The organism is Methylobacterium litchii, from assembly GCF_038442315.1.
Taxonomy (GTDB): domain Bacteria; phylum Pseudomonadota; class Alphaproteobacteria; order Rhizobiales; family Beijerinckiaceae; genus Methylobacterium; species Methylobacterium litchii.
The window spans coordinates 33,507-47,703 of sequence record NZ_JBBXMY010000019.1 but is presented as its reverse complement, the minus strand read 5'-3'; the positions used below and the strand labels follow the sequence as shown (position 1 = coordinate 47,703).

At 72.6% G+C, this 14,197-nt stretch carries 11 protein-coding genes; 7 read left to right on the top strand and 4 right to left on the bottom strand.

Annotation, left to right across the window (positions count from 1 at the left end; translation table 11 throughout):
* The first annotated feature begins 107 nt into the window (after positions 1–107).
* The 3 genes from AAHF99_RS23450 to AAHF99_RS23440 all read left to right on the top strand — a co-directional run bounded on the left by AAHF99_RS23450 (position 108) and on the right by AAHF99_RS23440 (position 6,943).
* Positions 108–2,048 carry an autotransporter assembly complex protein TamA gene (locus tag AAHF99_RS23450; RefSeq protein WP_342166831.1) on the top strand — a complete coding sequence of 647 codons (1,941 nt, stop codon included), beginning with the start codon at positions 108–110 and terminating at the stop codon, positions 2,046–2,048.
* A gap of 188 nt (positions 2,049–2,236) precedes the next feature.
* Positions 2,237–6,535: a translocation/assembly module TamB domain-containing protein gene (locus AAHF99_RS23445; protein WP_342166810.1), complete on the top strand. Its 4,299-nt coding sequence runs from the start codon at positions 2,237–2,239 to the stop codon at positions 6,533–6,535.
* A gap of 90 nt (positions 6,536–6,625) precedes the next feature.
* Entirely contained in the window at positions 6,626–6,943 is a 318-nt protein-coding gene (locus AAHF99_RS23440) for an HPr family phosphocarrier protein (protein ID WP_243951740.1), read from the top strand.
* A 6-nt stretch (positions 6,944–6,949) separates the two neighbouring features.
* Here the strand turns inward: AAHF99_RS23440 and AAHF99_RS23435 are convergent, their stop codons facing one another.
* The 4 genes from AAHF99_RS23435 to AAHF99_RS23420 form a co-directional block, all read right to left on the bottom strand.
* A complete protein-coding gene (locus AAHF99_RS23435; protein WP_342166809.1) occupies positions 6,950–7,651 on the bottom strand; it encodes an endonuclease III domain-containing protein in 702 nt (233 codons plus the stop codon).
* A 33-nt stretch (positions 7,652–7,684) separates the two neighbouring features.
* Positions 7,685–7,921 (bottom strand): hypothetical protein, encoded by a 237-nt coding sequence (locus AAHF99_RS23430; RefSeq protein WP_342166808.1) that lies wholly within the window; start codon positions 7,919–7,921, stop codon positions 7,685–7,687.
* Between the two features lie 96 nt (positions 7,922–8,017).
* Complete coding sequence (locus AAHF99_RS23425) at positions 8,018–9,112, bottom strand: CobW family GTP-binding protein (protein ID WP_342166807.1); 1,095 nt, start codon at positions 9,110–9,112, stop codon at positions 8,018–8,020.
* A gap of 18 nt (positions 9,113–9,130) precedes the next feature.
* The gene (locus tag AAHF99_RS23420) at positions 9,131–10,609 is read right to left on the bottom strand and encodes a D-alanyl-D-alanine carboxypeptidase family protein (RefSeq protein ID WP_342166806.1); all 1,479 of its coding nucleotides are present in this window, start codon (positions 10,607–10,609) and stop codon (positions 9,131–9,133) included.
* Positions 10,610–10,879: 270 nt separating this feature from the next.
* Between AAHF99_RS23420 and queE the strand changes: the two genes are divergently transcribed.
* From queE to rfbD, 4 genes are all read left to right on the top strand, one after another.
* Positions 10,880–11,512, top strand: a complete 633-nt coding sequence (gene queE, locus AAHF99_RS23415) for a 7-carboxy-7-deazaguanine synthase (protein ID WP_342166805.1) — start codon at positions 10,880–10,882, stop codon at positions 11,510–11,512.
* Between the two features lie 98 nt (positions 11,513–11,610).
* A complete protein-coding gene (gene rfbC, locus AAHF99_RS23410) occupies positions 11,611–12,162 on the top strand; it encodes a dTDP-4-dehydrorhamnose 3,5-epimerase (RefSeq protein ID WP_342166830.1) in 552 nt (183 codons plus the stop codon).
* A 70-nt stretch (positions 12,163–12,232) separates the two neighbouring features.
* The gene (gene rfbB, locus AAHF99_RS23405) at positions 12,233–13,282 is read left to right on the top strand and encodes a dTDP-glucose 4,6-dehydratase (protein ID WP_342166804.1); all 1,050 of its coding nucleotides are present in this window, start codon (positions 12,233–12,235) and stop codon (positions 13,280–13,282) included.
* Positions 13,282–14,172 (top strand): dTDP-4-dehydrorhamnose reductase, encoded by an 891-nt coding sequence (gene rfbD, locus AAHF99_RS23400; RefSeq protein WP_342166803.1) that lies wholly within the window; start codon positions 13,282–13,284, stop codon positions 14,170–14,172. The genes rfbB and rfbD overlap by 1 nt, the downstream gene beginning before the upstream one ends.
* Positions 14,173–14,197: the final 25 nt, after the last annotated feature.

The following is a 14,197-nucleotide window of genomic DNA, read 5'->3' as shown; positions in this document are numbered from 1 at the left end:
AATCGGAACGCGTACGGCCAAACCGATCGCAGCCTGGCCTGACGGCTGCATTTCGCTTGGTGTTCCTTCGACGTCCGTTCTCTCTGCCGCAGGGGGCTGCCCGCGCGGTGCTGATCGCCTGGGCAGCGAGTGCTGCCGGCCTTCTGCTGCCGGAGCCCGCCCGCGCCTTCGATCTGTTCGGCCTGTTCGGCTCCGAGCCGGAGCCGCCGGCCCCGAGCCCGACCGCTCTGCCCTATGCGGCCAAGATCACCGGCACCGACGATTCCGACGTCCTGACCGCCGTGCAGGACGCCTCCGCCCTCTACCGCCTGCGCCAGGAGGCGGTAGAGGGCGGGGAGGGGCTGGTGCGCCGGGCCGAGGCGGACATCCTCAAGCTCGCCGACGTGCTCTCGGGCTACGGCTATTATCAGGGCCGGGTGGAAGTGCGCATCGACGGCGTGCCCGTCGCCCCCGGCCGGACCGAGGCGGCGGTGCGCGCCGCTGAGGCGTGGCGCAATCGCGGCCTCGTGCCGGTGAAGGTCGCCGTCGACCTCGGGCCGCTCTACACCCTGCGCCGGATCGCGGTGCGCGACCGGGCCGGGCGGCCCTTCCCTGAGGAGGTGCTGCCGCCGCGCCTCACCCGCGTCGATGACGACGTGCCGGCCCGCTCCGCGACCGTGCTCGCCCGCGAGGCGGCCATCGTCGACAACTTCCGCGCGCAGGGGCACCCGTTCGCCAAGGTGGTGGACCGCGACCCCGTCGTGGACGATTCCGCCCACGTCATGGACGTGACCTTCACCCTCGATCCGGGGCCGAAGGCCGGGATCGGGGCGGTGAGCGTCCGGGGCGCGGAGGGCATGGACCCGGCCACGATCCGCTCCTTCATCTACGCGGAGCCGGGCGATCCGTACTCGCCGCAGGCGGTGTCGGCGATCCGCCGCTCGGTGGCGCGCCTCGAAGGCATCGGCGCCGTGCGGGTGCGCGAGGGGACCGAACTCGACGCGGACGGCAACCTGCCGCTCTTCGTGGAAGTCAGCGAGCGCGAAAAGAACCTGATCGGCGTCTCGGCGCGCTACTCGACGGTCGATGGGCCGGGGGTGCGGGCCTACTACGCCAACCGCAATCTGTTCGGCGGCGGCGAGACCTTCCGCCTCGACGCCGACCTCTACTATCTCGGCCTCGGCTACGACCCGTTCGCGCAGCAGCGCAAGCAGGCGGGCATCGGCACCAACGGCCTCGGCGGGCGCCTCTCGGCGACCTACGTGCAGCCCGCCCTCTGGGGCACCCGCAACGACTTCCTGGCGAACGCCTTCATTACCCGCGAGGTGCAGCAGAGCTACCTCGTGGACGGCGGCGGCATCTCCGGCGCGATCCGCCACCGCTTCTCGGACACGTTCTCGGCGCAGATCGGCCTCGACGCGCAGGCGGGGCGCTCGCAGGACGCGCTGGGCACGGTGAACTACCGGCTGATCGGCGTGCCGGCCTCCGTCACCTACGATTCCACCGACAGCCTCCTCGACCCGACCAAGGGGTTCCGGGCCATCGCGTCGCTCGCCGCCTATCCCGGCGGCCTCTCGGATCCCGGCATCGTCGTCGCGAAGGCGCAGGGCTCGACCTATTATTCGCTCGACGACGAATCCCGCTTCATCCTCGCCGGCCGCGTCGGCTTCGGCTCGGTCTCGGGGGCGAAGCTCGGCGAGATCCCGGACAATTTCCGCTTCTTCGCGGGCGGCGGCGGCTCGGTGCGCGGCTACCCCTACCGAACGCTCGGCCCCATCGGCCCGTTCAACCTGCCCATCGGCGGGCGCAGCCTGCTCGAAGCCTCCATCGAGGCGCGGATCAAGGTGACGGACACGATCGGCGTGGTGCCGTTCTTCGACGCGGGCACGGCCTTTGCCTCGTCCCTGCCGAACTTCGATGAGACCATCCGCAAATCGGTGGGCATCGGCCTGCGCTACTATACCGGCATCGGTCCAATCCGCGCCGACCTCGCCTTCCCCCTCGACGCCTACAAGGGCGGCCATGTCCGCCCCGCCGTCCTGTATCTCAGCCTCGGGCAGGCGTTCTGATGGCCTTCTTCACGCACGCTGCCTCTCCCTCCCCCCCATGCGGGGGAGGGTACCCTGCGAAGCAGGGGGGGAGAGGGGAGCGACGGCTCATGAGAGATCACGCGGCGCGCAACATCCTGAACCGTCGCTCCCCTCTCCCGACCCCGGCTGACGCCGGGGCCACCCTCCCCCGCAGAGGGGGGAGGGGGATGGCGATACTGATTCTTCTCCTCTGCCTCGTCACCCTCGCGCCGCTCACGCCCCGCGCGGAGGACGGCGACAAATCCGTCCTCGGCGGGCTCCTGTCGAAGGCGCTCTCTACGCCCGCCTCCCGCGTCACCATCGGCGCCGTGGACGGTGCGCTCTCCTCGGACGCGACCATCCGCGACGTGGCTGTGAGCGACCGCGCCGGAATCTGGTTGAAGCTCGACAAGGCGCGGATCTCCTGGCGGCGCCTCGCCCTGCTCTCGGGACGTCTGGAAGTCGACACCCTGGAGGTCGGCCGGCTGGAGGTGCTGCGGCGCCCGCTGCCCGGCCCGACGCCGGAGGAGGCCAAGCCCGATGGCAAGTTGCTGCCGGACCTGCCGGTGAAGGTCGAGATCAAAGGCTTCAAGCTCGCGGAACTGGTGCTCGGCGAGGAGATCGCCGGCCAGCCGGCCCGGCTCTCGGCCCAGGGCAGCGCGAAGCTCGGCGCGGCGAGCGAGGGGCTGGACCTGCGGGCCGAGGCCAAGCGCCTCGACGCGGCAGGGTTCTTCCGCCTGACCCTCGCCTACGTGCCGAACGGCGACAAGCTCGAACTGAAGGCCAACCTGCTGGAGGAGGCGGGCGGCCTGCTCTCGAAAGCCGCCTCGATCCCCGGCGCGCCGCCCATCGCCTTCGACCTCGACGGCAAGGGCACCCTGGACGCCTGGAACGCCACCCTCGACTTCACCGCCGGCCCGGAGATCGGCGCCAAGGGCGGCGCGAAGATCTCCCGCATCGGCGCCGAGCGGCGGCTCTCCCTCGATCTCGCCGCGCGCATCGAGGGTCTGGTGCCCGGCCCGGCCGCCTCGGTCTTCGCCGGCACGACCAAGCTCGACGGCGGACTCTCCTTCGCCGACAGCGGCGCCTTCCGCATCGACCGGCTGGAACTGGCCTCCCGCACCGCGCGGCTGTCGGCCGCCGGGGGCATCACCGCCGACCGGATCGGCGACCTGACCCTTCAGGCCCGCGCCCTGCCGACCGAGGGCGAGGTGACGAAGGCGGGCGAGTCCGAGATCGCCAAGCTCGTCTTCGACGGCAGCCTCAAGGGTCCGCTGACCACCCCAACCGTGCGCGGCAAGCTCGACGCCGCCGGCATCCGCAGCCGCGATTCCGACCTCGACAAGGTGGCCGCGACCCTCTCCGTCGAGCCGGAGGGCGACCCGAAGGCCGGGCGCTTCGCCATCATGGCCGATGGCGATGCCGAGGGCTTACGCCTCGCCGACCCGGCGCTGCGCCGCGCCATCGGCTCGGCGGCGAAGCTCACCCTGCGCGCCACCGCCGGCCCGGACGGGGTGATCGACGTGTCGCGCCTCTCTGCCATCTCCGACACCGCGCAGGCCTCCTATGTCGGGCGGCTCGGCCAGAACGTGCTGGCCGGGACGCTCCAGGCCTCGCTCCCCGACCTCGCCGCCTTCTCCGGCCTCGCCGGGCGGGGCCTCGCGGGGAGCGTCGAGGCCAAGGCGCGGCTCTCGGGCGATCCCGCCCGCAAGGCGCTCGCCGCCGACCTCACCGTCACCGGCTCCGGCCTCGCCACCGGCTCCGGCCCGGCCGACCGGCTCCTCGGCCGAGGGCCGACCCTCACCGGCCGGGTCTCGCGGACCTATGACGGCTACGGGTTCGACCATCTCCGCCTCGACGGCGCGGGCCTGCTGGCCACGCTCCAGGGGCAGGCAACGGCCGCTGCCGCGGATGTCGCCGCCCGCGTCGACCTGAAGAGCCTCACCGACCTCGATGCGCGCTTCACCGGCCGCGCCGCCCTCGACGCGCGGCTGACCGGCTCCCTCGAAAAGCCCGACCTCGCCGCCACGCTCACCGCCCCCTCGGCGACCGCCGACGGGCGGCCGATCCGCAACCTCGCCATCGAGGCGGCTTTGCGCGACGCGACCGGCGCGGCGGACGGCACCGTGAAACTCTCCGGCGACGTGGGCGGCAAGCCCCTCTCCGGCGGGGCGCATGTCGCCCGCACCGCGCTGCCGGCCGGGACCGACTGGGTGCTCGACCGGCTCGCCCTCACCCTCGGCTCGGTGGCGATCGAGGGCAACGCGGCGCTGGCCGAGGCGACGCAGCTCGCCGCCGGCACCCTCGCCGTGCGGGCGGGGAACCTCGACGACCTCTCGCCGCTCAGCCCCGAACCCCTCGCCGGGCGCCTCGACGCCACCGTCACCCTCACCCGCGACGGCGGACGCCAGGGCGCGGCGATCCGCGCGACCGGCGCGAACCTCCGCTACGGCGAGACCGCGCTGGCCCGGCTCGATGCCGACCTGCGCGGCGCCGACATCCGCGCACGGCCATTCCTCGACGGGCATCTCGACGCCGACCGGGTCGTGGCCGCCGGCCAGATCGTCGACACCCTGCGCCTCGCCGCCACCGGCACCGCGAGTGCCAGCGACGTGGTGCTCACCGCCCGCGCGCGGGGCTTCGCCCTCGACGGCGCCGCCCGGCTGATCCCCGCCGAAGCGACGCGGATCGAGATCGCCCGGCTCTCGGCCGCGCGCGGCGCCGACCGCTTCGCCCTGACGGGTCCGGCCACGATCACCCTCACTGACGGCGGGGCGGTGATCGACGGGCTGTCCATCGCCGCCGGCTCGGGCCGGGTGCAGGTCTCCGGCCGGGCCGGACAGACCCTCGACATGAAGGTCGCGATCCGCGCGCTGCCCCTGTCGCTCGCCCGGATCGCCTCGCCCGACCTCGCCCTGTCGGGCACCCTCGACGGTGAGGCGGACGTCCACGGCCCGGCGAGCCGGCCGGAGGGGCGCTACGCTCTCAAGGTCGCGCGCCTCGTCGCGCCGCAGACCCGCAGTGCCGGCCTGCCGCCCATCGAGGCCGAGGCGCGCGGCACGCTCTCGGGCGGACAGGCGAGCCTCGACGGGCGCGTGAGCGCCGGGCGCGGCATGGCGCTGACCCTCTCCGGCTCGCTGCCCATCGAGCCCGGCGGCCCCCTCAACTTGCGCGGCAAGGGCAATCTCGACGCAGCGCTGGCGAATTTTGTGCTCAGCGCCACCGGCCAGAGCGTCGGCGGCAGGGTCGCCATCGACGGCGGCGTCACCGGCACCCTCGCCGCGCCGCGCGCCGAGGGCAGCGCCACCCTGTCGGGCGGCAGCTTCACCGATCCGCTGAACGGCATCCGCTTCACCGCCATCGAGGGCCGCGTCACCGGGCGGGGCGACAGCCTCGTCGTGGAACGCCTCACCGCCTCGACCCGCAACGGCGGGCGGGTCGCCGCCTCGGGCAAGGTCAGCCTCGACCCGGCCGGCGGCTTCCCCGGCGCCTTCCGCCTCACCGCCGAGCGGGCGGAACTCGTGTCGAGTTCGCTGATGACGGCGGTGGCCGGGCTCGACCTGTCGCTCTCCGGCCCGCTCGCCCGCACGCCGAAGATCACCGGCCGGGTCGATGTCGCCTCCATCGACGTCGCGGTGCCCGACCGGCTCCCCGCCACGGCCCGGCCGCTTCCGGGCGTGCGCCACGTCAACACCCCGCCGGAGCTGCGCGCCCGCCTCGCCAAGCGCGCCGAGGCGAAGGCCGTCCGGGGGCGGGGACGCGGCAAGGCGGCGGCGCCCTTCGACGCCACCCTCGACGTCTCGGTCGACGCGCCGAGCCATATCTTCGTGCGCGGCCGGGGCATCGATGCCGAACTGGGCGGATCGCTGCGGGTGACGGGCTCCTCGCGCGATCCCCGCGCCAACGGCGAATTCTCCATGCGCCGGGGCCGGTTCGATCTCGTGGGCCAGCGCCTCGATTTCGACCGGGGGCGCATCACCTTCGCCGGGAGCCTGACGACCCCCGATCTCGACTTCTCGGCCCAGACCAAGGCCGGCGACGTCACTGCCCGCGTGGCCGTCTCCGGCCCGGCGGACGCGCCGCAATTCGCCCTGACCTCGGACCCGTCCCTCCCGCAGGACGAGATCCTGTCGCGCCTGCTGTTCAAGAAGGCGGCGGGCGGGCTCTCGCCGTTCCAGGCGCTGCAACTCGCCCAGGCCGTGGCCCAGCTCTCCGGCGGCTCGGCGGGGCCGGATGTGTTCGAGCAGGCCCGCAAGGGGCTCGGCCTCGACAGCCTCGACGTCTCGACCGGGGCGAGCGGCGGCCCGGCGCTCGGCGCCTCGCGCTATATCTCCGACCGGGTGAGCATCGGCGTGAAGGCTGGCGCCAAGCCCGCCGACACAGCCGTGGGCGTCGATGTCGATGTGACCCGGCGGATCAAGCTCAAGGGCGAGGCGGGCAGCGACGGCCGGACCAGCCTCGGGGTCGGCGCGGAATACGAATGGTAGCCCTTCCCCCGGCGATTTGCCTGTTCCGGGATCGACTTGGCCGGCTCATGGTCTAGTCTTCCCCCCGGCCGGACGACCGCAGCGAGACCGATGGACGACCTCTACGAGAACGACGACAACCCTCCGGTGCCGGAGGGCGGCTTCCTGCGGAAGCTGCCGATCATCAACCGGCGCGGCCTTCATGCGCGGGCCTCCGCGAAATTCGTGCAGACGGTCGAGCGGTACGATGCCACCGTCACCGTCACCCGCGCGGGCGAGACCGTGGGCGGGCGCTCGATCATGGGGCTGCTGACGCTGGGCGCGGCCATGGGCACCCGCATCGCCGTCACCGCCGTGGGCGAGGACGCGCAGGCGTGCCTGGACGCCATCGAGGCGCTCCTCGCCAACCGGTTCGGCGAGGACGAGTAGCGCCGCTCAGTCCGTCTTCTCCGGCCACGTGCAGAGATCGGCGACCGGACAGCGCGGGCAGGCGGGCTTGCGCGCCGTGCAGGTGTCGCGTCCGTGCCGAAACAGCCAGATGTGGGCGCCGTCCTTGTAGGCGTCGGGCACCAGGGCGGCGAGGCCGTCCGCCACCGCATCGACGGTGCGGCCGGGCGCCAGGGGGATGCGGTTCGAGACCCGGAAGACATGGGTGTCGACGGCGATCACCTTCTCGCCGAAGGCGAAGTTGGCCGTGACCTCGGCGGATTTCCGGCCGATCCCCGGCAGGCGCTGCAGATCGGCGGCTGTGCGGGGTACCTGCCCGCGGAACTCGCTGGCCAGCGCCACGCAGAGCTTCAGGATCGCCCGCGTCTTCGACGGGCCGAGGCCGACCGGGCGGACGATCGTCAGGATCGCGTCCTCGCCCAGTGTCAGCAGCGCGTCCGGCGTGCCGGCCTTCGCGAACAACGCGTCCGACACGCGGGCGACGGTCGGACCGGTGGATTGCGCTGAGAGCAGCACGCTCACCAGCAGGCGGAACGGATCTTCGACCGCGAGACCAGCCTTCGGGTCGGGATCGGCCTGCGCCAACCGGGCCATCACCGCCTCGACCCGCCCGGCCTCGCCGGCCGGAAGAGTGTCACGGGATCGCGGGGCGCGGCTCCGCTTCAGGCCATGGATGATGTCGCTCGCCATGGGGCGGAGGTAGGGCGCCCCGGCGCGGGCCGCTCAGGCTGCGACGTCGGGGCTCCAGCCCTCGGGGCGCACGCCGAGGAAGGCGCCATCCGGAATTGGCCGGCGGGCAGGCGCGCTCGCCGTGGGACGCTCCGGTGCGGTCGCGTCCCGCAGGGCGGCGAGACGGCGCCGCAGGAGCGCGCCGACCGCTTCCAGCCGCGCCCGGCCGGGCTTGGCGCGGGGGGCCAGCTCGCCGAGGCCGCCCTGGATCACGGTGAAACGTCGCGCCATCGTCTGTCCCGCCCTGAAGCGTTCCGTCCCGGTTCGGGACGAGCCGGCGCCTGTGCGGCGCCTCTTGCCCCGCGTGGTTCAAGGACGGTGCCGCGCTCAGCCGCCGGGGATGGCGAGGGGGTTGTCGGTCAGGGCGGCGGCGTCGGGGGCATCGAGGCGGGGCCGCCCGAGGAAGGCGTCCCACAGGCGCTGGACGAAGGCCGGGTCGAGATCGGCGAGGATCAGGACGAGGCGCGAGGTCCGGTCGGGATCGGGCCAGGCGGGCAGGGTCACGGGGGCGTGGACCACGTGCTGCACCCCGTGCACGACGAGGGGGCGCTCGGGATCGTCGGCCAGGGCGACGAGGCCCTTCATCCGCAGGATCTTCGGCCCGTGGCCCGAGCGCAGCAGGTCGAGGAACATCTCGAAGGCCGGGCGCGGTATCGGCTTCTCGCTCGTCAGGCAGATCGCGCGGATCGCGGCGTCGTGCCGGTTCACGTCGAGGCCGGCTTCCGGCTCCTCGTCGAGGGCGGCGGCGCCGAGCCATGCCTTCACGTCCTCGCCCTTGCCGTCGAGCCCGAACAGGCCGCCGAGCAGGTCGTCGGGAGGCGTGTCGGCCGGCAGGACCGGCGCGGCCCGGTTGAGGGCGGCGAGCCGGGCGCGCAGCTCCGCCGTATCCGGGGCGAGATCTTCCTTGGTGAGGACCAGCCGGTCGGCCACCGCCGCCTGCCGCATGGCCTCGGGATGGGCGTCGAGGGTCGCCGCGCCGTGGACGGCATCCACCACCGTCACCACCGCCTGGAGCCGGTACCGCATCACCAAATACGGATGGAAGATCAGCGCGTGGAGGATCGGCGCCGGGTCGGCGAGGCCGGTCGTCTCGATCACCACCCGGCGGAACGGCGTGATGCGGCCGTTGTCGCGCTGGCGCAGCAGGTCTTCCAGGGTGGCGATCAGGTCGCCGCGCACGGTGCAGCACAGGCAGCCCGCGCCGAGGAGCACCATGTCCTCGTCCACCGTCTCGATGAGCAGGTGGTCGAGGCCGATCTCCCCGAACTCGTTGACGATCACCACCGTGTCGGCGAGCGAGGGATCGCCGAGCCAGCGGTTCAGCAGGGTCGTCTTCCCCGCCCCGAGGAAGCCCGTGAGCACCGTGAGCGGGATCGGCTCGGGGCGACGGGGATCGGGCGGCGGCGGGGCGGGAAGCGACATGACGAGGAGGCTGTTAGCCTACTCGTCGGCTTTGGCGGAAGCCTTCTTGGCGGGCTTACCGGCCGGCTTGGCGGCGGGCTTGGCCGCGACTGGCTTATGAGCGGCCGGCTTGGCGGCGCCCTTCGCCTTCACGAGACCCTTGCCGGGCTTGGCTTCGGGCATCCCCGCCGTCTCGGAGGCGGTGTAGGCGCTCGCCGCATGCGGGAGCGACGCGCCCGACGCGGCCTTGGTCGTGGCCTTGGCGGCGCGGGCCTGGGCGGCGGCTTCCTTGGCGGCCTGACGCTTGGCGAGCGCCGCCTCGCGCTTGGCCTTGACGGCTTCGAGCCGCGCGGCGCGGACATTCGCCGCGGCGGCCTGGGCCTCGGCGGCCTGCTGGGCAAGGATCTGCTGGCCCTCGGCCGGGTCGCGACCGATCCAGACGGCGACGGGCTGCAGCGGCGCGCGGGGCGGCAGGGTGCGGGCGCGCATCGCGGGGCTGGAGAAGGCCGCCAACGCCAGGGACGGTGAGGACGCCGCCGAACCGCCGACGAGCTGGGCGGCAGTGGTGGCGCCGGGGGAGGCCGTCACGGCGCCGGGGCCCTCGTCGATCGCCGGCACCTTCTTGCCGCCGCAGACATAGGGGCGCATGTCCGGTGGGGCGCCGACCCCCGAGGCCGGCAAGGCGTCGAGCCCCGGCCCGCCGCCGCCATCCTGGGCGAAGCCGTAATCGAACAGGTCGGCGGTCTTCACGTCGCGCTCGCGGGCGCTCGGCTGGCCCATGACGATGGCGACGATGCGCCGTCCGCCCCGGGTGGCGGTGGCCACCACGTTGAAGCCGCCGGAGCAGATGAAGCCGGTCTTCATCCCGTCCGTACCGGGATAGCGGCCGAGCAGGCCGTTATGGTTCGGGATCACCGCCCCGCCGAACTGGATCGCCGAGATCGAGAACAGGTCGTGGTCGTCGGGGAAGTCGCGGATCAGGGCCCGGGCCAGCACCGCCATGTCGCGGGCCGAGGTCCATTGGCGCGGGTCGGGCAGGCCGTTCGGGTTCGTCCAGCGGCTGTCCTGCATCCCGATCCGGCGGGCGGTGTCGTTCATCATCGACGAGAAACCGTCGACCGACCCGCCGAGGCTCTCACCGATGGCATAGGCCACGTCGTTGGCCGACTTCACCATGATGATCTTGAGGGCGTTGCTCAGGGTCAGCTGCGTGCCCGGCTTGAAGCCCATCTTCGAGGGCGGCTCGGCCGCCGCGTTCGGCGAGATGGTGATCAGCGTGTCCATCGAGGCCCGCCCCTGGCGGACGAGATCGAGGGCCACATAGGTCGTCATCAGCTTGGTGATCGAGGCGGGATACCAGGGATCGGTCGGCGCCTGCGAGTAGATCACCCGGCCGGAATCGACATCCGCCACCAGGATCGGCACCGTCACGGCCCCCGCCGCCCCGCCGAGACCGGCGAGGAGGGCGACGGCGCCGGAGGCGCGGGCCAGGAGACGGCCAATTGTGTGATTGAGCATCGGACCTGTCTCGTCGTGAAGCGGCCGTGGCCGCTCACACCGGAGGAAAACGCGCGTCGAACATGCCTTCAACGCACGCTCCATGGCGATACGATGGCGGCGGACTCCCCTGTGTGAACCGGGGAAGGTCGAAGCGGGCGGGAGGCTGAAGGAAACGCTGCCGCGCGGGGTGCGGGGTTGCGCGCGCCCGTCGCCGTGGCGCAACACGGATCTGGCGCCGGATGGGCGCCTGTCAAACATTCGGCAATCGGCAGGGTTCGGGGACAAAGGGTGTCTTACGCGGTCAAGGAAATCTTCCACACGCTGCAGGGGGAGGGCGCCCAAGCCGGGCGCGCCTCGGTCTTCTGTCGTTTCAGCGGGTGCAACCTCTGGTCGGGTCGCGAAGAGGACCGCGCCGCCGCTGCCTGCCGCTTCTGCGATACGGATTTCGTCGGCATGGACGGGGAGGGCGGTGGCCGCTTCCCCGATGCGACGGCGCTCGCCGCCACCATCGCCGCGACGTGGGAGGGCGGGCCGCACAACCGCTACGTGGTGTTCACGGGCGGGGAGCCCCTGCTCCAGCTCGACGCCGCCCTGATCGCGGCGGTCCACGGCCATGGGTTCGAGATCGCCATCGAGACCAACGGCACCCTACCGGCCCCGCCGGGGATCGACTGGATCTGCGTCAGCCCCAAGGGTGGGAACCCCCTCGCCCAGGCCGGGGGCGACGAATTGAAGCTGGTCTTTCCGCAGGCCGATGCCCGGCCGGAGACCTTCGCGGACCTGCCGTTCCGGCACCGGTTCCTGCAGCCGATGGACGGGCCGGACGCCGCCACGAACACACAAGCGGCCATCGCCTATTGCCGGGCCGACGCGCGCTGGCGCCTCTCCCTGCAGACTCACAAGATGATTGGGATCCCCTGATGCCCCGTTTTCGTCTTTGGACCGCCTGAGACTTGACACGGGCGGACAACAAACGGCATCGCCCGGCCTAGACGACATCTTCCATGCCGAGGCTCTCCGTGGACGTGATCGACACGCATATTCCGGCCGTGAAGCGCATCGTCCCGAAGCGGTTCGGCGACGCGCGCGGCTGGTTCTCGGAGACGTTCCGGGCGGATGCCCTGGAGCGCGCAGGGATCGCGGTCTCGTTCGTGCAGGACAACCAGTCCTTCTCCGCGCCCAAGGGGACGGTGCGCGGGCTGCATTTCCAGATCCCGCCCCAGCCCCAGGTCAAATTGGTCCGCGTGCTGTCGGGGGCGATCCTCGACGTCGCCGTCGACATCCGGCCGGATTCGCCGACCTACCGGCAGTACGTCGCGGTGCGCCTGGACGCCGAGGGCGGGGAGCAATTGTTCATCCCGCACGGCTTCGCGCACGGCTTCTGCACCCTCACGCCGGACGTGATGGTCGCCTACAAGGTGGATTCCTACTATAGCCCGGCCCATGACCGGGCCATCCGGTGGAACGACCCCGAGATCGGGATCGACTGGCCGGTCGGCGAGGCCGAGGCGGTGCTCTCGGACAAGGACCGGAAGGCCCCCACCCTCGGCGAGGCCGGCAGGCTCTTCTGACCGTCGCCGCCGTTTTGCCATACAGCGTGGATCGGGTCCGGCACGGATTCGATCCGAGGGGGAATGTTCGATGCGGATCCTCGTCACCGGCGGCTGCGGCTTCATCGGGTCCGCCCTCGTCCTGCACCTCGTGCAGGATCTCGGCCACGAGGTCGTCACCCTCGACGCCCTGACCTACGCGGCCAACCCGATCTCCCTGCAGCCCCTGGAGAGCAGCGGGCGCCACCGGCTCGTGGAGGCCGACATCTGCGACCGCGACGCGGTGCGGGCCGCCTTCGCGGACTTCGAGCCGCAGGCGGTGATGCATCTGGCCGCCGAGAGCCATGTCGACCGCTCGATCACCGATCCCGGCGCCTTCGTGCGCACCAACGTCATCGGCACGCAGACGATGCTTGACGCGGCGCGCGAGCGCTACGACGGCCTGACCGGCGCCGACCGCGAGACGTTCCGCTTCCTCCACGTCTCCACCGACGAGGTCTACGGCTCGCTGCCGCCGGGGGGCTTCTTCACGGAGGAGAGCCGCTACGATCCGCGCTCGCCCTACTCGGCCTCGAAGGCCGCCTCCGACCACCTTGCCCGCGCGTGGCACGAGACCTACGGCCTGCCGGTGCTGGTGACGAACTGCTCGAACAATTACGGGCCGCGTCACTTCCCCGAGAAGCTGATCCCGCTGATGATCCTCAACGCGCTGGAAGGCAGGAGCCTGCCGGTCTACGGCGACGGCCTGAACGAGCGCGACTGGATCCATGTCGAGGACCACGCCAAGGGCCTCGTCGCCGTGCTGGAGCGGGGGCGGATCGGCGAGACCTATCTCCTCGGCGGCCGCGCCGTGCGCAACAACCTCGCCGTGGTGAAGGGCCTGTGCGCCGCCTTCGACCGTCTGCGCCCGGAGGCCGGGCCGCACGAGCGGCTGATCACCTTCGTCGCCGACCGGCCGGGCCACGACCGGCGCTACGCCATCGACTGCACCAAGGCCGAGGCCGAACTCGGCTGGGCGCCGCAGAAAACCTTCGAGGCGGCCCTGGAAGAGACGGTGGCGTGGTACCTTGCCAACGAAGCGTGGTGGCGCCCGATCCGCGAGGGCCGCTACCAGGGCGAGCGCCTCGGGCTCGCCGGCTGATGGACATCCTCGTCCTCGGCGGCGCCGGCCAGGTCGGCACCGAGCTTCAGGCCCATGCCTGGCCGGAGGGCGTGCGGGTCCACGCTCCCACCCGCGATGCCCTCGACATCACCGAGCCGGCCGCGATCGAGGCCGCCCTCGACGGGCGGGCCTACGCGGCGGTCATCAACACCGCCGCCTACACGGCGGTGGACAAGGCCGAGTCCGACGTGGCCGCCGCGTGGCGCCTGAACGCGCTCGCCCCGGCGATCCTCGCGGCGGCGACGAAGGCGCGGGGCATCCCCCTCGTCCACGTCTCGACCGATTACGTCTTCGCGGGCACCAAGCCGGAGGGCGCCTACGGTCCCGACGAGCCGGTCGATCCGCGCAGCGTCTACGGGGCCAGCAAGGCGGCGGGCGAGATCGCGGTGCGCACCGGCAATCCGCGCCACGCGATCCTGCGCACCGCCTGGGTGGTGAGCCCGCACCGGGGCAACTTCGTGAAGACGATGCTGCGCCTCGCGGCCGAGCGCGACCGGCTCACCGTGGTGGACGACCAGCACGGCTGCCCGACCAGCGCCACCGACCTCGCCGCCGCCCTGGCGACCGTGGCCCTGCGCATGGCGGAGGACCCCACCGCGCCGACGGGCACGTTCCACTGCGTCAACGACGGCTCGACCACTTGGTGCGGCTTTGCGCGGGCCATCGTGGCCGGCGGCGCCCGGCGCGGCGGACGCGACGTGCCGGTGGAGGGCATCCCGACCGCCGCCTACCCGACGCCGGCCCGGCGGCCGTCCAACTCGCGCCTGTCCACCGACAGCCTGCGCGAGGCCTACGGCATCCTCCCGCGTCCGTGGCAGGATGCCCTCGACGACATTCTGGACAAGCTGGCCGGACCCGTCCGGGCCTGAGCCGCCAGAGAGCAAGGACCCACCC

Coding starts and splice junctions, on each gene's coding strand:
- AAHF99_RS23445 (WP_342166810.1), top strand. CDS start 2,237: ATGGCGATACTGATTCTTCTCCTCTGCCTCGTCACCCTCGCGCCGCTC.
- AAHF99_RS23440 (WP_243951740.1), top strand. CDS start 6,626: ATGGACGACCTCTACGAGAACGACGACAACCCTCCGGTGCCGGAGGGC.
- AAHF99_RS23435 (WP_342166809.1), bottom strand. CDS start 7,651: ATGGCGAGCGACATCATCCATGGCCTGAAGCGGAGCCGCGCCCCGCGA.
- AAHF99_RS23430 (WP_342166808.1), bottom strand. CDS start 7,921: ATGGCGCGACGTTTCACCGTGATCCAGGGCGGCCTCGGCGAGCTGGCC.
- AAHF99_RS23425 (WP_342166807.1), bottom strand. CDS start 9,112: ATGTCGCTTCCCGCCCCGCCGCCGCCCGATCCCCGTCGCCCCGAGCCG.
- AAHF99_RS23420 (WP_342166806.1), bottom strand. CDS start 10,609: ATGCTCAATCACACAATTGGCCGTCTCCTGGCCCGCGCCTCCGGCGCC.
- rfbB (WP_342166804.1), top strand. CDS start 12,233: ATGCGGATCCTCGTCACCGGCGGCTGCGGCTTCATCGGGTCCGCCCTC.
- rfbD (WP_342166803.1), top strand. CDS start 13,282: ATGGACATCCTCGTCCTCGGCGGCGCCGGCCAGGTCGGCACCGAGCTT.